The organism is Mesorhizobium sp. M1328, from assembly GCF_040318075.1.
In the GTDB taxonomy this organism is placed as follows: domain Bacteria; phylum Pseudomonadota; class Alphaproteobacteria; order Rhizobiales; family Rhizobiaceae; genus Mesorhizobium.
Map to the genome: position 1 here is coordinate 21,979 of NZ_JAMYLO010000017.1, position 20,918 is coordinate 42,896.

19 protein-coding genes are annotated in these 20,918 nt (G+C 60.1%); 14 read left to right on the plus strand and 5 right to left on the minus strand.

The features are described 5' to 3' along the window. Positions 1-122: 122 nt before the first annotated feature. The 4 genes from otsB to NKH23_RS24845 form a co-directional block, all read right to left on the minus strand. A complete protein-coding gene (gene otsB, locus NKH23_RS24830; protein ID WP_352977181.1) occupies positions 123-965 on the minus strand; it encodes a trehalose-phosphatase in 843 nt (280 codons plus the stop codon). Further along, a complete protein-coding gene (locus NKH23_RS24835) occupies positions 962-2,743 on the minus strand; it encodes an alpha,alpha-trehalose-phosphate synthase (UDP-forming) (protein WP_352977182.1) in 1,782 nt (593 codons plus the stop codon). Before NKH23_RS24835 ends, otsB begins: the two co-directional genes overlap by 4 nt. Before the next feature lie 179 nt (positions 2,744-2,922). After that, a complete protein-coding gene (locus tag NKH23_RS24840) occupies positions 2,923-5,085 on the minus strand; it encodes an amylo-alpha-1,6-glucosidase (protein WP_352721458.1) in 2,163 nt (720 codons plus the stop codon). A gap of 47 nt (positions 5,086-5,132) precedes the next feature. After that, a complete protein-coding gene (locus NKH23_RS24845) occupies positions 5,133-6,194 on the minus strand; it encodes a glycosyltransferase family 4 protein (protein ID WP_352977183.1) in 1,062 nt (353 codons plus the stop codon). A gap of 255 nt (positions 6,195-6,449) precedes the next feature. On the opposite strand from NKH23_RS24845, the gene NKH23_RS24850 reads away from it, so the two are divergent. From NKH23_RS24850 to NKH23_RS24900, 11 genes are all read left to right on the plus strand, one after another. Then, on the plus strand, positions 6,450-6,752 hold the full coding sequence (locus NKH23_RS24850) for a DUF982 domain-containing protein (protein WP_353035541.1): 303 nt from the start codon (positions 6,450-6,452) through the stop codon (positions 6,750-6,752). Between the two features lie 492 nt (positions 6,753-7,244). Then, on the plus strand, positions 7,245-7,406 hold the full coding sequence (locus tag NKH23_RS24855; protein WP_352977184.1) for a hypothetical protein: 162 nt from the start codon (positions 7,245-7,247) through the stop codon (positions 7,404-7,406). A gap of 264 nt (positions 7,407-7,670) precedes the next feature. Then, positions 7,671-7,895, plus strand: coding sequence for a hypothetical protein (locus NKH23_RS24860; RefSeq protein WP_352977185.1), 225 nt, complete (start codon positions 7,671-7,673; stop codon positions 7,893-7,895). A 215-nt stretch (positions 7,896-8,110) separates the two neighbouring features. Next, positions 8,111-8,365 (plus strand): DUF6894 family protein, encoded by a 255-nt coding sequence (locus tag NKH23_RS34665; RefSeq protein WP_352977186.1) that lies wholly within the window; start codon positions 8,111-8,113, stop codon positions 8,363-8,365. Positions 8,366-8,708: 343 nt separating this feature from the next. Beyond that, the gene (locus NKH23_RS24870; RefSeq protein ID WP_352977187.1) at positions 8,709-9,335 is read left to right on the plus strand and encodes a class I SAM-dependent methyltransferase; all 627 of its coding nucleotides are present in this window, start codon (positions 8,709-8,711) and stop codon (positions 9,333-9,335) included. Between the two features lie 223 nt (positions 9,336-9,558). Beyond that, entirely contained in the window at positions 9,559-11,346 is a 1,788-nt protein-coding gene (locus tag NKH23_RS24875) for an ABC transporter ATP-binding protein (protein ID WP_352977188.1), read from the plus strand. Positions 11,347-11,352: 6 nt separating this feature from the next. After that, complete coding sequence (locus NKH23_RS24880) at positions 11,353-12,534, plus strand: glycosyltransferase family 9 protein (protein ID WP_352721446.1); 1,182 nt, start codon at positions 11,353-11,355, stop codon at positions 12,532-12,534. A gap of 9 nt (positions 12,535-12,543) precedes the next feature. Next, entirely contained in the window at positions 12,544-13,728 is a 1,185-nt protein-coding gene (locus tag NKH23_RS24885; RefSeq protein ID WP_352977189.1) for a glycosyltransferase family 9 protein, read from the plus strand. Beyond that, positions 13,718-14,896, plus strand: a complete 1,179-nt coding sequence (locus NKH23_RS24890; protein WP_352721442.1) for a glycosyltransferase family 9 protein — start codon at positions 13,718-13,720, stop codon at positions 14,894-14,896. The genes NKH23_RS24885 and NKH23_RS24890 overlap by 11 nt, the downstream gene beginning before the upstream one ends. A gap of 303 nt (positions 14,897-15,199) precedes the next feature. Beyond that, a complete protein-coding gene (locus NKH23_RS24895; RefSeq protein ID WP_352916664.1) occupies positions 15,200-15,979 on the plus strand; it encodes a sulfotransferase domain-containing protein in 780 nt (259 codons plus the stop codon). A 14-nt stretch (positions 15,980-15,993) separates the two neighbouring features. Further along, a complete protein-coding gene (locus NKH23_RS24900; RefSeq protein WP_352721439.1) occupies positions 15,994-16,689 on the plus strand; it encodes a sulfotransferase family protein in 696 nt (231 codons plus the stop codon). 30 nt (positions 16,690-16,719) lie between these two features. On the opposite strand, the gene NKH23_RS24905 is transcribed toward NKH23_RS24900, so the two are convergent. After that, complete coding sequence (locus NKH23_RS24905; RefSeq protein ID WP_352977190.1) at positions 16,720-17,958, minus strand: glycosyltransferase family 2 protein; 1,239 nt, start codon at positions 17,956-17,958, stop codon at positions 16,720-16,722. On the opposite strand from NKH23_RS24905, the gene NKH23_RS24910 reads away from it, so the two are divergent. From NKH23_RS24910 to NKH23_RS24920, 3 genes are all read left to right on the plus strand, one after another. Then, entirely contained in the window at positions 17,926-19,089 is a 1,164-nt protein-coding gene (locus tag NKH23_RS24910; RefSeq protein WP_353025383.1) for a glycosyltransferase family 4 protein, read from the plus strand. The genes NKH23_RS24905 and NKH23_RS24910 overlap by 33 nt on opposite strands. A 113-nt stretch (positions 19,090-19,202) precedes the next feature. Then, positions 19,203-19,997: a glycosyltransferase family 2 protein gene (locus NKH23_RS24915; protein WP_352977192.1), complete on the plus strand. Its 795-nt coding sequence runs from the start codon at positions 19,203-19,205 to the stop codon at positions 19,995-19,997. A gap of 89 nt (positions 19,998-20,086) precedes the next feature. Continuing rightward, positions 20,087-20,809: a glycosyltransferase gene (locus NKH23_RS24920; RefSeq protein ID WP_254817270.1), complete on the plus strand. Its 723-nt coding sequence runs from the start codon at positions 20,087-20,089 to the stop codon at positions 20,807-20,809. Positions 20,810-20,918: the final 109 nt, after the last annotated feature.

Consider the following 20,918-nt stretch of genomic DNA (forward strand, 5'->3'; position numbering starts at 1 on the left):
GTCCTCCCCTTGTTACGACCCGCGCCTCCACGCATGGCACGCAGGTTAAGCCTGACGCAGGGGAACCGGCAAGCAGACGATTTGCCGGCTTTGGACTTAAAGACATTCAATGAGAAACGCGCTTATCGGCCGGACGATGCCGTGGCTGCGATATTGAGCTTCGCCGCTGATTCGGTCGCTGCTTGCTTGCCGGCCGGTCGAGCACCGGCCACCGCCGACGTCTCGAAACTGGCCTCGAGCCAGGCTATTGCGCCGGTCACGTCGTCGAGGGCGTAGTTTGCGGCCGTCGGTCCGTTCGGCTTCACGCGGATGGAGATGCCGCCAATTTCGTTGATCGCCTCGAAACCGTGTTCGTCCGATGTATCGTCTCCGAGGAATATCGGCCGCCGGCCGATAAAGGGCGGAATGTCCATAAAACGCCGGATGGCAGCACCTTTGACGGCTTCCAAAGGCATGAGCTCGACGCCGGCGTTTCCCGGAAGCACCCGATAACCCTTCGGAAGCCGGGCCAATGCCTGTTCGACCAGCTGGATTGCGGGCGCAAGCAGTTGCGGTGCTGCTCTTGTATGAACGGCAAGGACCGGCCCCTTGCGCTCGACATAGACCTTGCCGCTGCCCAGTTCGGCCTCGATCTCGTCGGCAAGGGCGGCGATGTCCGCCGGCGCGTCGGCGGCATCGATCGGACCGGTCGGCGTCAGCCGGTGCTCCAGCCCATACAGTCCGGCGATCCGCAGCTTCAGCGGATGGAACAGCTTGTCCACGGCCGGGATCGATCGGCCGGTGATGAAGGCGACCGCACCATCCAGCCGCCGCTCGATGTGTCCAAGCAGGTTGCGCAATTCCTCGCCGACGAACACCGCGTCGGGATGGGCAGCGTGCTCCAGCAGGGTTCCGTCGATGTCGAGGAAGAGCGCCCATTGCCCTTCCGACAGGTTCAACGCCGGCGGTTGTTCAAAGCTTTTCACGACGCTGCCTTCCGTGCCCGCTCGAACATCGAGATGACGTTGTTGGTGTTCGAAGGCGGGCGCTCGCCGGTTCCGGTCACCCTGTCGAGATCGCCGCGTTTGCGCAGGCGCGCGGCATCCAGCAGCATGCTGCCGGCCCAGCGGTAGACGTTGTTGTCGCGGACCATCTCGCGCATCGGCCGCAAACGCTCGCGCTGCTCATCCGGCGTCATCGTCAGCGCCTGCAACAGCGCCTCGCTCATCATGGCCGCATCGTAGGGGTTGACGATCAGTGCTTCCAGCAATTCGCGCGAGGCGCCGGCAAAGGTGCTGAGCAAAAGCACGCCCTGTTCGTCGTCGCGCGCCGCGACGAATTCCTTGGCGACAAGGTTCATGCCGTCATGCAGGCTGGTGACCATGCAGATGTCGGCGGCGCGATAGACCTCGTAGACCTGCTCCTGCCGATGATGTTCGGCGACCATCAGGATAGGGCTGTATGTCTCGCTGCCATATCGCCGGTTGAGCTCCTCGGCACAGCGACGGCATTCGTCATGGAGTTGCTGGTAGGCGGGCAATGTCCCTCGGCTCGGCGCGGCGATCTGCAGGAAAACCACCTTGCCTATCCATTCGGGATATCTCGTGAACAATTCGTCCAAGGCATGAAAGCGATCGAGAATGCCTTTCGTGTAGTCGAGGCGCTCGACGCCAACGCATAGTTTGGTATCCGCAGACAGGCCGAATCTGTCGCGTACGCTGGCGCGGCACTCCTCCACAGACGGCAGTTTTGCCAGCAATTTGGCCGGCCATTCTATGGAAATGGGATAGGCGTGGACCAATGTGGTCTGCCCACCATAGGAGATTGCCGCGTCTGCCCGTTCGATCCGGCTCTCCAGAAAGCGGTCGACACTTTCGGTGAAGTTGTTGGCATGGAATTGGGTATGAAAGCCGATGATCGAACTGCCGAGCAGTCCTTCCAGGATCCGCTCACGCCACGGACAGATGCTGAACACTTCCGAATTGGGCCACGGGATATGCCAGAAGGTGATGACTATCGCGTCCGGCAGGCGCTGGCGAATCATGCGCGGCAGCAGCGCAAAATGGTAGTCCTGCACCAGCACGATCGGCCGTTCGTTGCGGGCTTCGGCAACCACCGTATCGGCGAATTTGCGGTTGACGGCCTCGTAGGCGTCCCAGTCCGAGGCGCGAAACACGGGGCGGGTGAAGGCGATATGGCAAAGCGGCCATAGGCCCTCATTGGCGAATCCCAGATAGTAGCCCTGATATTCCTCCTCCGTCAGCCAGACCCTGCGCAGCGTGTAGGACGGATTGCCTGGCGGCACCTGCACCCGGTCGTCCTTGTCGACGGTGAGGCGGTCTGCCGTGCCGCCGCCATAGGCGATCCAGGTGCCGGCACAGGCGCGGGTGATGGGCTCGAGTGCCGAAACCAGCCCGCTGGCCGGCACCAAAAGTTGCACCCCGTCATCCTTGATGTTGTGGATGTAGGGTTCGCGGTTGGACACCACGATGACCTGTGCGTCCGGCAGGTCGTCGGCCAGGATCTTGCGCAAAGTGTCGGGCGACCACGTGACCAGTGCCGCGTCGGCCGACTGGCCGTTCTTTTCGAACTCGCGCAGCACCTTGCGTGCCGCTTCCGACGCGACATCCTCGCTCGGCGTGTATGCGGCCGCCGTTGCGCGGCCGCGACGCTGGCGGGATATCGATAGGAGAATGGCAAAAGCGGAAAAGCCAAAACTTGCGATCAGCAAAACCCAGAGCAGGTTTACAGTATAATCTGACATGGAATGTGATCTCGCCTCCGGCCAGCTGATAGCCGTTTTTTATTTGTTTTTCTGGTTCGCGGCCGTGTGACAACAACAGCGTTCCCCAGCCGCCCATTTTTGCAACGCACAAAGAGGCTATCGGTTCCGGACGATTGCAATGCCGCGCGTCATTTTCGATGCGCCGCAGCGCGGCGGCATCAAGTGCGCACGATGAGCGGCACCATCCCCTCATACCGATCGGCGAGAAAGGCGACGACCCGGTCGCCGACACGCTGGAATGTGAGGTCGACCACTGTCGAGCCGACACCCAGATGCCGCAATGTCAGCGTGTCGATGCCGATCGGCAGCCTTGGGCGGGTGACCCGGATTTCGCTGTTCCAGCCGTCGATTTCGAGCCCAAGGCAGGCCTGCATCAGCATGAAGGCCGATCCCGCTGACCAGGCTTGCGGCAGGCACGCGACGGGATAGGCGATCGGCGCTTCGCCCGGCGACCGGGTAAAGCCGCAGAACAGTTCCGGCAGCCGCATGTTGAAATGGACAGCCGATTCGAACGTGCCGCTCATCAGCCGGACCACGCTGTCGCGCACGCCATAACGTGCCAAGCCGGCACCGCACATGGCGGTGTCGTGCGGCCAGATCGAACCATTGTGGTAGGACATCGGGTTGAAGAATATCGCATCGTCGGCCAGCGTCCTCACTCCCCAACCAGAGTGGAACGACGCGGAGAGCAGCTGATCGGCGACCATTTGCGCCCGTTCCGGCTCGGGCAGCCCGACGAAGAGAAGATGGCCGGCATTCGACGTCCGTACCTTGCAGAGCTCGCCTGCACCATCGATCGCCAGTGCATAGAAATTGAGATCGTCCATCCAGAAATGGCGTTCCACCGCGGCGCGCATGGTTTCGGCGCGTTCCTCCCAATGATCGGCCTTGTCGTCCTCGCCGCGGCGGCGGGCGAGCGCTGCCAGCCCACGGAACGCGGCAAAGACGTAGCCTTGCACCTCGACCAGGGCGATCGGCCCCTTGGGCATGCGGCCATCGGCATGGAAGACGGAATCGAAACTGTCCTTCCAGCCCTGGTTGGCGAGGCCGGTCTCGGCGCCGCGCTGGTAGGTAACGAAGCCGGTCGCGCGGCTTGTCTCCTCCGTCCATTCGGCCGCTGCACAGAGCGATGGCCACAGACTGTCGACGAATGCCATGTCGCCGGTACGATCCGCATAGGCGCAGGCGAGATGAATGTAGAGCGGCGTGGTATCGACGCCGCCGTAATAGCGGCCGAACGGGAGCTCCCGCAGCGCCGCCATCTCGCCCTTGCGGGTCTCGTGCATGATCTTGCCCGGCTGCGAATCGCTGAACGGCGACGTTTCGGTTGCCTGATGCTGGGCGAGAAAGGCGAGTACGCCGCGCGCCAGCCCAGGATTCAACCACAGCATCTGCAGTGCGGAAATCACCCCGTCACGGCCAAACGCCGTCGAGAACCAGGGTATGCCGGCATAGGGGTAAGGTCCGGTTGCAAGCTCGGTGGTCAGCAACGCCACGTCCGCGCGCGCGCGTTCGATCCAGTCGTTGAAGACGCGGCCGGAGCTGTGCACCGTCGCGCCGTGGCGGCGTTTGGCGCGCATGCCGAAGCGAGCGCGGGCGGCGGCAGCCCGAAAACGGTCGCGGTCGGGTGTCTCCGCCACTTCCGGGCCGACCTCGATATAGAGGACCTCGCTGCTGCGCTTCGTCACCGCAACCAGGAAATCCGCACGGCTGGCGGTCAAATTGTCCGGCGCCCGCGAGAACGAGATTGCCGACAGGCGCACGAGCTGGTCTAGCCCGTCATATCGAAGCACCACGGATGTCGGACTGGTCTCGGCGGCGTGGGCTATTCCGCGCTTGAGCCGGGTCGAACCGCGCACCTCGAACATGTCACGGAAATCTGCTGCGAAATGCAACGAAACCCGAATGGCCGACGATTCCTGGCTGTAGTTGGAAAGGGTGATGCGCTCGAACAGCCGGTCCTGCCAAAGCAGCCTGACGCGTTCTATGTGGATCGCGCCTTGCGGAATGTCGCGACCACCGACACTCTGGATCGGCAGATTGGTCAAGTTCGAGGTGAAAAGCACATTGTCCTGGCTGAGCGATGCGCCCAGCAGCGACATTTGCCGGCCACCGACCGTCAGCCGGAATTCCGAAAGCACACGCGTGTCGTCTCGGAAAAAGCCGTCGCCGGCGCCGCGGATGTCGCCATAGGCGTCGGCCACCGCGAAGCAGTCGCCTTGCTTGAGGGCGAACAGCCGGTGCGGCTCCCGGGGCGCAACCTCGTCGAGGGAGGCAAGGGCTACGGCGGGATCAAGCTTACGCTCGTCGAGTTGATTCATACGTCACAAGCTCTGTCGTTTCGTTCCAATGTCCACAATGACGCCGATCAGGATGCTCTCGCTTCACCGGGAGCGCCGATCAGGCGCGTATAGGCAGCCACATAGTCGTGGGCCATTCTCGTGGCAGAAAAACGGTTTTCGAATACGGCTCTCACCTGTCGCCTGTCGAGGCGCAGCAATTCCGGTATCGAGGCGACCGCAGCATCGACTGAATCGACAAGGAAACCGGTCACGCCGTGGTCGATGATCTCCGGCAGGGCACCGCATTTCCAGGCGATTACCGGCGTGCCGCAGGCCATAGCCTCTATCGCGGCAAGACCGAACGGCTCCGGCCAATCGATTGGAAACAGCAGGCCGGCCGCCTTGCCGAGGAATTCCGCTTTTCTGTCCTCTTCGATCTCGCCGACATAGTCGACACGGTCGCCGTCGATCAGCGGCTCGACCGTGTCGTGGAAAAAGGCGCGGTCGTCATCGCCGATCTTTGCCGCAAGCTTCAGTTTCAGCCCGGAGCGCAAGGCGATCTCGATGGCACGGTCCGGGCGCTTGTCGCGCGACAGCCGGCCCAGAAAGGCCAGATACGGCTGGTCCGCATCCGTCTCGAAAGTCGACTCGTACATATTGATCGGCAGCCCGTGATGGATGGTCGCCAGCCAATTGGCCTTGGCCAGCCCGGTTCTCTGGCTGCGGGAAATCGAGATCATCGGAAAACGCGGAAAATGTTCGTAGGCCGGGGCCAGGTCGACATAGTCGAGCCTGCCATGCGGTGTCGTCACCGTCCGGTCGGGCATGTGTTCGAAGAAAGGAAAATGCAGGAAGTGGCTGAGATGGAAATGGATGATGTCGAACTGTTGCGCTCGGTTCCTCACCTCTGCGAGCATCGAGAGATGCGCTGCGGTTTCGGATTTGTGCGGGCGCGGATCGAGACGGAGCGCGCGCTCGCGACACGCCACCAATTTCGCCGATGTCTTGGTATCGCCGCTGGCGAACAGGGTCACGTCATGGCCAAGCTCGACCAATCCCTCGGTCAGATAGGAGACGATGCGCTCCGTCCCTCCATAGAACCGGGGTGGCACGGATTCATGGAGCGGCGCCACATGGGCTATTCTCATGTTTTGGCATTTCCCTCAAAAAGACTGCTCGTGGCATCGAAATGCATCAGCCGCGCTAACGTTCCCGTACAATGGCGAGATGTCACCCAATTGGGGCAAGATGTCAGGCAATTGGGGCTGCCTGGCGCTTCCACCGCTGCTCGTCTGGTCCGGCCAACATTTTTCAGGCCAAGCCCTCCTTGGCCGGGAACCAAAGCCCGGTTCGCGAGTTTAGTGGGGTTCGATCGCACGCATCCGGTCGACGGGGAGGAAATGATGGACCGCTTGCAATTCTTTTCGCCCGTGCGGATTTTGCGCGGACAGGGACAGCCTGTGGAGGAGATCGACAGCGTTGCCGAAGCAATGGCATTCTTGCGAAACTGGCCGGCTGGGCGGCGCGGGCCGGTTTACCAATGTGCGGTGAATTGCTGCGCAGCGGCCATGGCCGGCCGGATGTCGGCCGAGGAAGCGCGAAAGGCTTTTGCCGGCTTCGCCCGGATCACCCGCCTGCTCGAGGGCGATAGGCCGTTGCCGATGAGCGGCGAGGATCGGCATCGCGATCACGCGTTGAGGCGATAGGCGCCAACTGCTGCAGATCGTCAGATGAAGGATGGCATTCAGCCGGAGCGCCCGATCGGCGACCGACGCGCTTTCGCTTACATTTTCGCAGGTGCATTTACGCTGATATTTGGTGCCGAAGGCATTGGGTTCATTGCTCGCCTTCTGGCAGACCAACCTATGGCAAATCAAAGTCGCTTCGGTTGTCTCGGGGGTAAGGCCCGGGATGACTATTGCGGTTGTCGTGGCCGGCATGCCCATGATTGTGAACCGGAGTAAATTCCGAAAATTTTGCATAGATAGCTCGCTTTCTGACGCCCCGCTTCTCGGGCTCGCGCCCAAGCTTCCTCGTTGTCGAGTGGGTGTTTGCGACAAGGCCGCATACGGATCGCTTACGCCTCAGCGGTCGGGGCTCAGGGCGGCATAAAAAGTTGGATGAAGCGCAGACAATGGTGCCGCATTGCGGTATTTCGACCGGAAAAGGCCAAAGATGCACTTTTGGGGGAATGGATAATGTCGAAACGGCTTAGACTGGTGCTGGGAACGGCCGGCGCAATTGCCGTCGCCATTGTCTGGGGGATCGTCGCCACGTTGATGGGTGTGCCATCGATTCTGATCACCGTAGGAGCGGTCGCGATCGGCGCGGGCATCTACAGCTATCAAAACCGGAACTGATCCGGTACCCGGCGACGCGGCATAGCCCAAAACTCCCACGGTCGCAGACTGCCTGCGGCAATGCTCAGTGTACGAAAATTACCAACGACAGCGTTCTGTGGAACGAGTGGCCTGCCGAAGCTATTGTGGTGGCGGTCCGAGACACCCCGCCTCGGGCCACTGGCTCACCCAGCCGAGTGGTCCGCTGCTACCCAATGGCAGCGGACCCTTCACCCGGAGGACGGACCCCGGAAGACGGACATTGTGCCGAATCGAGGGAGAACGATGGTCGTTGACGAGATTGCAGCGCGGCGCCTGAAAATTCTGATCGAGCAATATATGGAGACCAGGAAGAGGCGCCACGATGTGGTTTCTACCGCAGCGGCTGAGATCGCGATCAGGGCTGTCATGCCGAATTGCCCGGTCTCCGGAAAAGCCCTTGACGAAATGATTGCGGCATGTGCGTTCGAACATGGGCTGGGGGTGCTGTTCGATCGACCTGACGCATGAAGGCCTAAACGCCATGAATCCCAATGCCAAAATCGCGCGGTGCTGTCGTGTACGAATTCGAGGCTGCTCCTGAGGCGCTTGCGACTAAGGCGCGTCGCGTCGATCGGCCTCATGCGATGAGCTTTAGGTTCTTGTTTTGATACATGTTGTTGTCGCAAAACCGCTGCACATTTTTGCGCGACATGGATTAGAGAAACCGATCAACCGGAGCAGCCATGCCGAGATATTTTTTCCATTTCCGAAACAATGAGGGCCGCTTGACGGAAGATTTCGAGGGTCAGGAGTTGGACGGTTTGTCCGCGGCTCAGGATAACGCCATGGCTTCGGCCAAGGAAATCCTGGCCGAGGGCCTGCTCAGCGGCAGCCCGGTCCTGACAGGTCTTTCCTTCGAAATCTGCGACGAGAACCGGAAGCTGCTTTTCCGATTTCCCTTCTCGGAAGCTGCCGAAAAGGCTGGCACTCGACCGTGATTGGCCAACAGCCCCGCAATGCGGGCGGGCTTTGATCGAGCCTGGCTGAAAAACCGCATGTCGCGGTAAGACGGTCGTTGGTGCAAATCAGCACCATAGACAAATTAGTAGCATAGTTGCCGGCACAAAGCAAGAACAAATATGGCTTACCTTGCCGAAAAGGCGTGCGTTTCAGGAACTCGAGGGCAGGCGCGGGTAGGGGGCGCCAAGCGACATTGCGATTTCCAACCGATGTGTCGATTTGTCGGGCCGGGTGTTCGTCAACTTCCCGAAACGTCTTCGCAGGATGCTGTGATCAGGAGTTCCTTTCTCCCGCGGTTACGTTTACAGGACGCTCAGGACAGTGTCGTTTGCGCGCCAGCAACTGGACCGGATTAGGCCCGGCGCACAGTCGTCCTCCGTCAAGGAAATCAGTCCGGCGCCGTTTTTGGAGAACAATGATTTGTGGTGGTCAAATAAGCAAAAGAGATTCAAGGGAACGTGGGACGACCGGCTGGACGGGCTATTCTCCGCAGAGGTCGACTACGCCGGGAAATCCATTCTCGATGTTGGCTGCAACATGGGTGTTGTCGCCTATGAGATATCCAAGCTAGGACCGAGTTCGATCCATGGGATCGACATTCTCAAGCCGCATATCGAGACGGCCAGGATGATCTTCCTGGGTTGTCCAGTCCAAAGCCGGTTCGATTGTCTCGATCTTGGCAGCCGGAAGCTGCAAAATGTTCTCCAACCGCAGTACGACATCGTCATGCTGCTGGCGGTCTACCATCACATGCAGTGGAGCCTGGGCGCGGACAAGGCGAGAAGCGTGCTGTCCGATATCGCCAGGCGTGCTCAAACGATCGTTGCCCGCGTCCCCCCTGGCAAGGATAAGGAGATGATCGCGGTCCTTTCGGATGTGGGCTTTTCGATCAAAAGCAATCACACATCGCCTCTTGGAAGCCATCTCATGGTCCTCGCAAAACACTGACCAGGCATAGCGCGGCCGACGACGAATGGCGCAAGAGCCGCATAGCTTGGCATGCGAGGAACCGACGGTCATAAGCCGATGACGTGCAAGGATCCGGTTCGGCATTGACTGCGGTCGGGAACGAAGCCACAGACAGTGATCGAAACCGTCTCGCGCTTTTAAGACAACGCGAAGACCGGACGGGATCGCAACGGGCGGCGACGAGATGATTGCAAAGAAACGAGTGTCAACGGTCCCGGCATATCCGCTGATCAAGCGTCTGATCGGCGAAAATCTGCCGCCGCACAAGATGCTGTATGTGACAGGTTTGCTGTGCTCGATCGCCGCTGCTGCGGCGACCGGCGCAGCGGCCTGGATCATGAAAGTCATGATCAACACCATCTATGTCGAGCGAGACGCTGCCGCTGTATCAGGTATCAGCGTCGTCATCATCGGCATTTTCCTGGTCAAGGGCATAGCTGCCTACTGCCAGACCATCACGACGGGAAAGATTCGCCGGGCTATCGTTTCGGACCTTCAAAACCGTCAATTTTCCCGAATGGTGTATTTCGACATCGGCCGTTTCGCCAACCAGCATCCGGCAAAATTCATCTCCAAAATCATGTTCAACGCGCGCGCCGGGGCGACCGTTATTCTCACCCTCACGAGCAGCGCCGTCTCTGATCTGCTGACCCTGATTGCCTTGGCCAGCGTCATGGTCAAGCAGGACCCGGTAATGTCGCTGATATCCGTGGCGGTTCTGCCGATGCTGTTCCTGTCAGTCGGCGCGATAACCAGGAAGCTCAAGGCGCTGGCGAGGGGCGAGACGGAATTGGCCGCACAAGTCCAGTCGATCGGCACGGAAGCCGTCGAAGGCATCCGCACCATCAAATCCTTCCAGCTCGAGGACAAGGCGGTTGCCAGCTTTGCAAAGGCCGTCCGCAAGATGGAAAGACGTGGCATCCAGATCAACCGGACATCAGCATTGATGAGCCCATTGATGGAGACCGGCGGCGGCGTGATCATCGGGCTTTTCGTTATGTATGCCAGCTGGCAGACCCTCGGCAACGGCAAGACGCCTGGCGAATTCATGGCCTTCATTACCGCGTTCCTGCTTGCCTATGAGCCTGCCAAGCGGTTGGCCCGGGTCAACGTCGACATCCAGAAGCAAATGGTTGCCGTCGAGCAGATGTATGATTTGATCGACACGCCCGAGCAGCGGCGACTCGCAATCGCAGGCGAGCGCCTGACCGACGTCGATGGTGGTATCCGCTTTGAAGATGTGGCCTTCTCCTATGACGGCAACAGCCCGGCGCTCGAGGGTGTTTCCTTCGACGTGCGACCTCGTGAGAAGCTGGCGATCGTCGGCCGCTCCGGCGCCGGCAAGACCACCATCGTCAATCTGATCCTGCGCCTGATGGAGCCGGACAAGGGCAGGATCCTGATCGACGGAAAGGACATTTCGAAGATCAGCCTGGCCGACGTTCGCGACAATATCGCACTTGTGTCACAGGACGTCTTCCTGTTCGAAGGCTCGATCCGCGACAACATTCGTGATGGCCGCCCGAACGCTACGGATCAGGAAATCGAGTCTGCTGCGAACCTCGCCCGGGTCACCAGCTTTGCTTCGGCGCTCGAAAACGGGCTCGACACGCTTGTCGGGCCGAGCGGCACCAATCTGTCGGGCGGGCAGAAACAACGCGTCGCCATCGCACGCGCCTTGCTCAAGAATGCTGCGGTAATCGTCTATGATGAAGCGACATCGGCGCTTGACGGTGAAAACGAACGGGCAGTCATGGAGGCAGCCTTCGACAACACATTTCAGCGCACGGTGATCTGCATTGCGCACAGGCTGTCTACAATCAAGGCGGCCGATCGTACTCTCGTGTTTGACGCCGGACAGCTTGTCGATGATGGAACGCATGACCAGCTTGCCAAACACAGCGAGATATATCGTTCGATATTCCACCTGGAGACGCCCGATCCGATGGCCGAAAGCGGCAAAAAGCTGCGGCAAAGCGTATTGCGCTGAAGGCCGATGACCAGCTTTTATCACGGTTCCTATGTCCGGTATGTGATTGGTGGACTGGGCCTTCAGCTGCGCCGGTACAAAAAGGCGGTGCGCAGGTTGTTTTCCGGTCCCAAGCAGCCGCGTTCCATTCTTGAGCTGCAGGCCAAGGTTGAGGCGCTGATCGTGCGCAGGGACTGGAAAGGCCTTGAAGCCGGTACCAATGAGATGGCTGTCACGGCCGATCACAATCGCGACCCGGAGCTGATGCAGAAGGCGGGCCAGGCATTCGAACGGCTTGGCAACTTTGCGCGGGCAGCTGAGCTTCGGCTTTCCGCTCGCAGGCTGCGGAAAGGGAAAAGCGCCAACGATTGGACCGGCGAGAATCTCGGATCGGATACACTGCTGATCGATCTTGTGGAGGATGACCCGCGCAGCCTTGGCCGGGTTATCCGCCACGCGCGACTGGCCGGCGCTGCCGCTGCCTATGCGCAAAGCGCAACAATTCGGGTCGAGCCGCGCCTGGTATCAATTCTGCAGCGAACGTTCCCGAAGGCGACCGTGATCCCGGCGCAGCAGGATGTGGTCGGCGACAAACGTGCGACTTTCGAAGATCTCGCCTGGGTGTTCGGACGCGATGCCGAAAAGCTTGCTGCCGACTTCGTGCCGCTGCGGGCAGATCCTGAACTCGTCGAGACATTCCGCAGGCGCTATCGCTCGATGACGGATCTGCCGCTGGTGGGTCTCTCCTGGGGCAGTAAATCCCACACCAAGGACGTGCCTGACTTCCCGGAATGGGCAAGGTTCATCGCCCAGACGCCAGCGACATTCGTTTCGCTCCAGTACGGACAGATCAAGCCGGCGTTGCGGCGCCTTCGCAACGGCAATGACGCGCGTCTGATCTTTGACGACAGCGTCGACCAGATGGTCGACATGGACCGTTTCGCCGCACAGGTCGCCGCACTCGATGCTGTCGTGACGATCAGCAATACGGCGGCCCATCTTGCCGGAGCCCTTGGCGTGCCGACTGTTTTCCTCATCGACGACAATTTTCAGACGGCATGGCCAGTGACCGGCGACCGGACACCCTGGTATCCGAAGGGCATTATCATTCGCAAGGAGGGGCGCCCTTGGTCGCTGGTGCTCGACGGGGCCGGCCGGCGGCTCTCGTCGATCCTGACGACGCTTTCCGACGCTCCCCGAGGACGATAGAACATCGCCGTGCAGAACAGACGAACCATCCTTCAGAAAGCAAAAACCGCCGATCTGCGCCCGCAGAGCGCCGTCGGCAAGCGGCTGCAGAAGGTTCTCGAGCGGGCAAAGGAACTTCTTAGACGTCCCTCGCGCCACGCCGACGAAAATGCCGAAAGGCATACGAGGCTGATGGAGGAAAGCGTGCAGCGTGGTGACTGGCAAACTGCTCGCGACCATGCACTGGCGCTTGGCGTGCTTGGTGAGCAGCTTGGCGATCTCGGGCTGATCAAGAAAGCGGGGCGTGGACTGAGGCGTCTCGACGGAGGAAATCGCATCTGGCAGTTGATGGCGGCGAGCAAGCAGCTGCGCGGCAGGCCCGATTGGGATGGCAGTGATCTTGCGGGTCGCACGCTTCTCGTCGATCGTCGCGAAGGCGACCTGGCGATCTTTTTCCAGTTCGCGTCGCTGCTTGGTCCAGTCGCGGCTGCCGGTCGATGCATCGTCTTCGTCGAGCCGCGACTGGCACCGCTTTATCGCAGAACATATCCTGCGCTCGATGTCAGGATTGAAGGGGAAGAGGACATGGCGGCGGTGGACGCCGACGTCGTTGCCGGTTTCGAGACACTCGCAAAGCATTTCTGGCCGGACGACCCGGCGGCACGCGCGCCCTTCGTTCCGCTGGAGCCGGACCGCCGACTGGTTGCCGAGCTGCGCGGCACCTATCTCGATGGCGGCCCAGGTCCCCTGATCGGATTTGCCTGGGGAAGCCTGAACAAGAGCAAGGATCTGCCGGCTCTGGACGATTGGCGGACGCTGTTCGGCAGCCTGCCGGGGCGCCTCGTCAGCTTGCAATATGGCGATGTCGGGCCGGCCCTCTCCGAGTTCGAGCGCCACGCGCCGGGGCGCATCATCCATGACGCTTCCGTCGACCAGTTGACGGACATGGACCGCTTTGCCGCCCAAATCGCGGCGCTCGACGCGGTGGTGACGATCAGTAATACCGGCGCCAACCTCGCCGGAGCGCTGGGCGTGCCGACGATTGTCATGCTCGACGACGGGTTTCGCCTGTCCTGGCCTGCTTTCGGCGAGACCGTCGCCGCATATCCGACCGTTCGACTGGTCCGAAAAGGCGGCCGAGCCTGGGCGTCGGCAGTGCAGGAAGCAGGCGGACGGGTCATGCAAATCATCGGCGGAGCTGGCGATGGAGGGTAACCAACTTGTCGGCCGGTTGCGCCGCGCTGTCGCGCTTGCAGGCTACAAATACAAGGTCTGGTTCCGACGTCACCGCCGGCAGCTTTTCCTTCGCTGGCGCGACGGCGACATTGCCGATCAGATGGCGGATTATCGGCGAAGCGTCGAGTCGCGCGATTGGCCGGCGGCACTGCCGAAAGCCCTGGCTCTTGGATCCATTGCGAAGTCGAGGGGCGAGGTCCACCTGATCGACGAGCTCAGCAAGGCGCTGATGCGGATGGGCGCCTATGGCGCAGCCGCCGAACTCAGGATCGCACGACGCCACATCGTCAACGGCCGCGTCGATGGGGAGTGGCTGGGCCAGGATATTTCGGGCCAGACACTGCTGGTCGATCTGATGGAAACCGAAAAGCAGGGTCTGGCCACCGCGATCCATCATGCGAGTTCCGTGGGCTGTGCCCTGGCGCGCGCCGCCCGCTCGATCGTGCTGGTCGAGCGCCGCCTGGTACCGCTCTTTCAGCGCACTTTTCCGACCGCCGACGTGCGGCCGGTCGGCGCTGATGGCAAGGCTGCCTATGGCGAGGCGCAGGCCTTCGCCGGCGTCCAGCATCTGACTGCCGTTTTCGAGACCGACGAGGCGACGATCCGCGAGCATTTCGTGTCCCTTAAGCCGGATCCGGCCCGGGTCGCTGAACTTCGCGCCCGCTACCGGAAGGAAGGGCGGCCGTTGGTCGGTATCGCATGGGGCAGCTCCAATCCCGGCAAAGACCTGCCGCCGCTTGCCGCCTGGCGAAACCTGATCGGCCGCCCGGACCTTCGGTTCGTCTCGCTGCAGTATGGCCAGATCGAGACCGATCTGAAGATCCTGACCGACGGTGAGCCGGAGCGCATTCTTCATGACAGATCGGTCGATCAGCTCGTCGACATGGACCTTTTCGCCGCGCAGGTTGCCGCGATGGACGCCGTGGTGACCATCAGCAATACCGGAGCGCATCTGGCCGGCGCGCTCGGCATCCCCTCGGTTTTCATTCTGGGCGACGGCTTCAAGCGCTCCTGGCCGGTCGAGGGCGACCGCACGCCCTACTATCCATCGGCCGTGCTGGTCTCGAAACGGGAACGCCCCTGGTCCGTGGTGATGGGCGAGGCCGAGTCCATTCTGGCGCCATGGGTCACAAAAGTGAGTGGCTAATGCATGTCGTCCAAAAGCGCGTCACTGAATACGCTTCGACGCGATGCGCATTAAGGGGTTCGGCCGACGGACCGCGCAATGGAGCGCCCGTGTCGAACAGTCGTCGCAACAGGCCAAAAAACATAAGGCATTCCGAACCGGGATATAGTAAAGGCCCAATTCGCCCCGCAGAGGATCGCAATTCTTGCCGGCATTTCTGCCTTGTGTTCGAACCAGCCGTAGGCTTAGGCGCCCAGTAATAGGGTTGGTCTGGCCGGCAGCGGTTCGGGCGCCAGCTCTGATAATCTAAAGGAGGTCTCTCCCATGTCCTTTCTAAAATTTTTCCAGGCCAAAGCGCCACCTCTTCCTCTTATCGTATCCTTTCCAAAATCGGGGCGCACCTGGCTGCGTGTCATGCTGGACGATCTAGGAGTTGAAGTTCAATACATTCACGACGGAACCGACCACAAGTTACTTCGACCGAAATCGAGCCTCAAGGAGAATAAATCTCGATACAAGAAGAGAAGAACAATAATGCTTGTTCGTGATCCAAGAGATACGGTGGTCTCAGGGTACTTTCAGGTTCAGAAGCGCCACATGCTTCCAGCGGGATCGTTCAGCGATTTTATCAGAAGCGACAATCATGGGATCGAAAAGATCATTAGATTTAACCTGCATTGGTTTGCGGCAATGCCCCGGATGCGCGAAATCCGGTATCTTCAATATGAAGACATGCATCGGGATACAGCTGGTGTCCTTCGCGCGATCCTTGGATTCCTGAACCTGCAGGCTGACGATCGGACGCTTGTCGAGGTGGCGAACAACCGAACATTCGACAAGATGAAAGTGAGTGAATCGACCGGTGATCTGTCCGATCGATACGGCAAGATATTACAGCCCCGCGATGCGAATGATCCCGAAAGCTTCAAGGTGCGCAAGGGCAAGATAGGCGGTTACGGCGAATATCTTTCCGAGGACGACGTGGCCTATTGTGACGAGCAGTTGGCTAAGTTCGAATATTGGGAGAAGCTGGACAAGGTCTTTAGCACCAACGGCTTGTGCTACGCTCGCGTCGATAACCGCGCCCGGGTCGCCTTGGGTTAGGGAGCATTGCCGACATGGTGATGCGGACCGGATTCATTTGCGGCTGCGGCCATAGCGGGACGACGTTGATTGCGACGATCCTTGCGTCGCATCCTGACGTCTACCTGCCGCTCCAGGAAACCAACATTTTCTTCAAGTGGACGCCACTGGCCATGTTCCGCTTCTGGAAACTGAAACGGGCGGCGCTCGAGGCTGGAAAGAACGTGCTGCTTGAAAAGACACCGCGGCATATCCGCCGTGTCGCCCGCATTCGCCGGCTCGTGCCCGGCGCGCGTTTCGTCATGCCGGTGCGAGATGGGCGCGACGTCGTAGCGTCCCTGATCAAACGACTTGGCAACCCAAAGGAGGCTCTCGACCGCTGGATCAACGACAATGCGCTGGTTTTTGCGGAACGAGGAAAGCCGGATGTGCTGATCTATCGCTATGAGGACCTGGTCGAGAATCCGGCCAAAGTCGTCGAGCAGATCTGCGGCTTTCTCGATGTGACCTTCAGCCCGGATCTCCTCGACTACCACAAGAACCCGCAGCAATGGTTCAAGCCGACCGACGCCAGCGTCGAGACCCAACATGAGGTGCTCCGGAACCAACAGGTCAATCAGCCGATCTACGACGGAAGCGGGAGATGGCGCTCCGAACTTGGAAACGCCGAGTTACAGGACCTGGTACAAGGACGAGGTGCCCAGCTTATGAAAGCATTCGGTTATGCATGATGTCGGTTCGGCATCTGCTGGAAATGCCGTCTACCAATCAATCTTGTCGATCAAACCCGTTTTGAACAGGCTGTGAGCTCCTTCGTACAGCATTGACTGTTCGCTCATCGCGCTGAGAGCAGCTTTACCGCTCGATACCTCATGATACTGGCGATATTTGGAAGCGCCGTTCCAATACTGACCTTCCGCCACCGCGACCTGCGCCTTGTCGTTGAAATCGGCGAAGAACTTGAAATGAAGCAGGCCGCCCAATCCCTTTATATAGTTTCGCCAGTAAGGCAGCGGTGAGTGAATCGACGTAAAAATCGTCTGGCGATCAACATATATCAGAGGAAACTTGGTCAACTTGTGCTGCCTGGCGAAAAGCCGGGTCCTCGGGCCGCCTGTGATCTTGAGATGCCGAGGGCTCCTCGTCACCTCATAGCCGCTGCCGTCGAAATGGTCCGCAACTTGCCATGGCGGCACGATGGGATCGAAGGGTACGTCCCAGATGTTTCCACTCGGATACATGTCGATCATCGGCGCCAGCAGGCGTGTCATTCCGCGCCGCTTGAGCCAGTCGGCCATCGCACCGAGCGGATGCTGATCCATGCCGTCATAGACAAGATATTCGTCCGCATCGACGGTCAGATACCAGCGAGGCTGACCATAAATCTGCACAATCCGCTGCCGCCAAAGGTTTCCCAGGTCCGACTGCGAATAGGTGATCGGCGAGCTAAATAGATCGACATCTGGCTGCTCGGCCAGAAGCTCAGCTGTTCCGTCTGTCGAGCGATCATCGAGGACGGCGAATCTGGTGACGCCGAGCTCGCGATAGTGCTTCAGGAACGGGCGTAGCCTGTCCGCCTCGTTGCGGATGACGAGGATCAAAGGCAGGTCATTGGCTTTAAGGGGCGTTATCGGCCGCAGCGATGACACTTCTGCCCGTCTTCCGAAGGTGTGTCTCAGCCGATATATGGCGGTGTCGGTAATCGTCCGGCGGACAATGGCGGGCCAGGTTGCTTTGCTCAAGCCGTCGATTCCCCTCATGGCGGTCACCGCCCGGCTGGAGCTGGCGCGGATCCGCTGTTTGCTGTTAATTTCTACATGCAGCACCGTTAGGCAAATCGCAAGCAGTTGCGGACAATGGACATAGGCCTGTTCTGAGTTCCGGCGGGTGAGCTTTCCAACTGTTGCCGATGCGCGCTGGCCTCTATAGACATCGTCAGATGGCAACAAGGCCGGAGCCCAGACCCCATGCACGCCGGCATTCGTGGCACCGAAATTCAATTCGACAGGCCGATCCTGTTCGTGCGCCAGCGTTATGCGCCTTTTGGTGGAGGCGAGATCATGCTGGAAAACATCATGGCGGCGTTCGCCGCGCGTCAGCGGCCGGTGGCCGTGCTCTCCGGCGACTGGCCGCGTTATGAAGGCATAGAATTCATTCATTGTGCCGGCCGCCGGTTTCCGCGTTCGCTGCGGGCGACGTCCTTTGCTCAAGCCGCCTGCCGCAAGATCGCCGAGATGCCACCGGCCCTGGTGCAGAGCAACGATCGCCTCCCGTGCTGCGATGTCTTCCGGGCCGGGGAGGGCGTTCATGCCGCCTATCTTGCCGAGCGGCGGCGTTTCGAGACGCGGCTTGGCAGGGCGGCAATGGCGCTGAGCCCCTTTCACCGCCAGACGCTGCGCCTCGAACGCGCAACCTATGCCAGCCCTCGGCTCAAAGCTGTCATTGCCATTTCGAAAATGGTCGCAGACGACATTGTCCGTCACTATGATTATCCGGCGAAAAATGTGCACCATATTCCGAACGGAGTGGACCTCGACCGCTTCAGCCCGCAGCTGCGCCAACTGCATCGGGCGACAATGCGCGCGCGGCTCGACGTCGACGAAAACAGGACGGTCGTCCTGTTTGTCGGCTCGGGCTTTGCGCGAAAGGGACTGCTTGCACTGATGAAGGCGGTCGCCAGGCTCGATGGCGAGCCTGAATTATGGGTCATCGGCCATGATTCGCGCGCCAACGCCTTCAGGCAGGCCGGCGACAGGCTCGGTCTCGGCGCACGACTCAAGATGCTGGGGCCGCAGAAAGACATGCTGCCGTGGTACGGCGCGGCCGATATGGCCGTGCTGCCTTCCATCTATGACCCTTTCGGCACAGTGGTGATCGAAGCCATGGCCAGCGGCTTGCCCGCCGTGGTAAGCACCGGCTGTGGAGCGCGCGAGCTTGTCGAGCGGTTCGAGCCGACGCTTGTCTGCGATGCGGCCAGCGAAAGCGACCTCGCAGCAGGGCTCGCGCACGCGCTGCAGTTGTCGTCACGACCTGAGACCGCAGCCAGGGTGAGAGCGGCGGCCGAACACTATGATTTCAATGTCATGATCAACCGAATGATGGCGCTGTATGAAAGCCTTGATCTGAAATGATTTTCGACTTTGTTAAATCAGGTTAGTATCCTCGGTGTGCCAACAGGCCGGGAGCCGATGCTGCAGATGCATTCGAATGACAGTGGCAGCTTTGATGCCGGAACATTCTGACCGTGCCGGCGCTCTCGGTCATTATCATCACCCGCAACGAGGAGGCGTCCATCGCGCAATGCCTTCGGTCGGTCCATTTTGCCGATGAGATCGTCGTTCTCGACAACAACAGCAGCGACAGGACCAGGGAGATTGCCGGTGATCTGGGGGCCAAGGTTCTGATGACCGTTGATTGGCCCGGTTTCGGCGCGCAAAAAAACCGTGCGCTGGCCGCGGCAACGGGGGATTGGATCCTCTCGCTGGATGCCGATGAGTGGGTGGAGGCGCCGCTCGGCGCGGAAATCAGGGCCGCAATCGCCGACCCAAAAGCCTATGACGGCTTCGAAATGCCGAGAAGATCGCGCTTTTGCGGTCACATTGTCCGCCATAGCGGCTGGTCGCCCGATCTGGTGCTCAGGCTCTTCCGTCGCCGCTCCGGGCGCTTCAGCGACGACACCGTGCACGAGAAGGTATTGGTGAACGGGAAGGTCAGCCGATTATCCCAGCCGATCGAGCACGATTCCATTACCGACTTGGCAGATGCCCACGACAAGATCGGCCGGTACGCAGAAGCGTCCGCCGCGCAACTGCTTGCCGAGGGCAAAAAAAGCTCGATAGGCAAGGCGGTCTTGCGCTCCGTCTGGGCCTATGTGCGCAGCTATATTTTCCGGCTGGGATTTCTGGACGGTTCCATTGGCGCGATGGTGGCCGCGTATTCGGCCAGCTACACCTATCAGAAATGGGCGCGTGTCGCATTGGGAATGCCAGGCCAGGTGCACCCAAAAAAGAGCAAGGCTGAGACCAGGACAAATCTGTGAGAAACCGGCTTGGTTGACCGCCATTGTTGCCGAGCCATCGCCAACTAGTTAGTGTACGACCGTTAAAATCGAAAGCCAGGGTAGTGAATATGACTGATGCGTTTAGGGTATTTATCGGATGGGACAGCCGTGAGCCGATCGCGTACGACGTCGCGCGGCATTCGCTGCTCAAACATGCGTCGGCGCCTGTCTCCGTCATTCCGATCAAACAGGACGAGATGCGTGCCCGTAGGCTGTACTGGCGGGAAAAAGATCCGCTCGCCTCAACGGAGTTCACCTACACGCGCTTCCTCACGCCCTTTCTCGCCGACTACACGGGTTGGGCCCTGTTTTGCGATTGCGATTTCCTGTGGCTTGGTGACGTCGCGGGCCTGCTGAAATACACGGACTCGGACAAGGCGGTCTATTGCGTCCAGCATGACTATACGCCGAAGGCCACGACCAAGATGGATGGCGTGGTCCAGACGTCCTATCCTCGGAAAAACTGGTCGTCGCTGATGCTGTTCAATTGCGCGCATCCTTCGGTCAAATCGCTCACGCCAGAGGTCGTGAATCAGGAAAGTGGCGCCTATCTTCACCGAATGCAGTGGGTTGCCGACAAGGATTTGGGTTCATTGCCGGTAGAGTGGAATTGGCTCGAAGGCTGGAACGAAAAGCCTGCTGTCGGCACGCCTAAGGCGGTCCACTATACCAGCGGCGGCCCGTGGTTTGCCGAGTGGCAGAATGTCGACTACGCCGATTTGTGGATAGCAGAACGCGACGAGTTCCTGGCTTCCGATCAAGCAGAATCTTCTCAGAGCGCAGTTCGATAAGAGCATCGTGTTTGGCAGGTGACCTGAGCGCTTCCGAAGTGGCATCGATTTTCGTGTCGCCAGGGGCGCAGCAGCAACCAGCCGTCAGGCGCTGGGCGTCGGCAACAAT

What these genes read in the sequence shown, in the direction of transcription:
- NKH23_RS24845 (WP_352977183.1), bottom strand. Translation starts at nt 6,194, where the DNA reads ATGAGAATAGCCCATGTGGCGCCGCTCCATGAATCCGTGCCACCCCGG.
- NKH23_RS24880 (WP_352721446.1), top strand. Translation starts at nt 11,353, where the DNA reads ATGACCAGCTTTTATCACGGTTCCTATGTCCGGTATGTGATTGGTGGA.
- NKH23_RS24855 (WP_352977184.1), top strand. Translation starts at nt 7,245, where the DNA reads ATGTCGAAACGGCTTAGACTGGTGCTGGGAACGGCCGGCGCAATTGCC.
- NKH23_RS24840 (WP_352721458.1), bottom strand. Translation starts at nt 5,085, where the DNA reads ATGAATCAACTCGACGAGCGTAAGCTTGATCCCGCCGTAGCCCTTGCC.
- NKH23_RS24895 (WP_352916664.1), top strand. Translation starts at nt 15,200, where the DNA reads ATGTCCTTTCTAAAATTTTTCCAGGCCAAAGCGCCACCTCTTCCTCTT.
- NKH23_RS24890 (WP_352721442.1), top strand. Translation starts at nt 13,718, where the DNA reads ATGGAGGGTAACCAACTTGTCGGCCGGTTGCGCCGCGCTGTCGCGCTT.
- NKH23_RS34665 (WP_352977186.1), top strand. Translation starts at nt 8,111, where the DNA reads ATGCCGAGATATTTTTTCCATTTCCGAAACAATGAGGGCCGCTTGACG.
- NKH23_RS24920 (WP_254817270.1), top strand. Translation starts at nt 20,087, where the DNA reads ATGACTGATGCGTTTAGGGTATTTATCGGATGGGACAGCCGTGAGCCG.
- NKH23_RS24900 (WP_352721439.1), top strand. Translation starts at nt 15,994, where the DNA reads ATGGTGATGCGGACCGGATTCATTTGCGGCTGCGGCCATAGCGGGACG.
- NKH23_RS24850 (WP_353035541.1), top strand. Translation starts at nt 6,450, where the DNA reads ATGGACCGCTTGCAATTCTTTTCGCCCGTGCGGATTTTGCGCGGACAG.
- NKH23_RS24910 (WP_353025383.1), top strand. Translation starts at nt 17,926, where the DNA reads ATGCACGCCGGCATTCGTGGCACCGAAATTCAATTCGACAGGCCGATC.
- NKH23_RS24860 (WP_352977185.1), top strand. Translation starts at nt 7,671, where the DNA reads ATGGTCGTTGACGAGATTGCAGCGCGGCGCCTGAAAATTCTGATCGAG.
- NKH23_RS24835 (WP_352977182.1), bottom strand. Translation starts at nt 2,743, where the DNA reads ATGTCAGATTATACTGTAAACCTGCTCTGGGTTTTGCTGATCGCAAGT.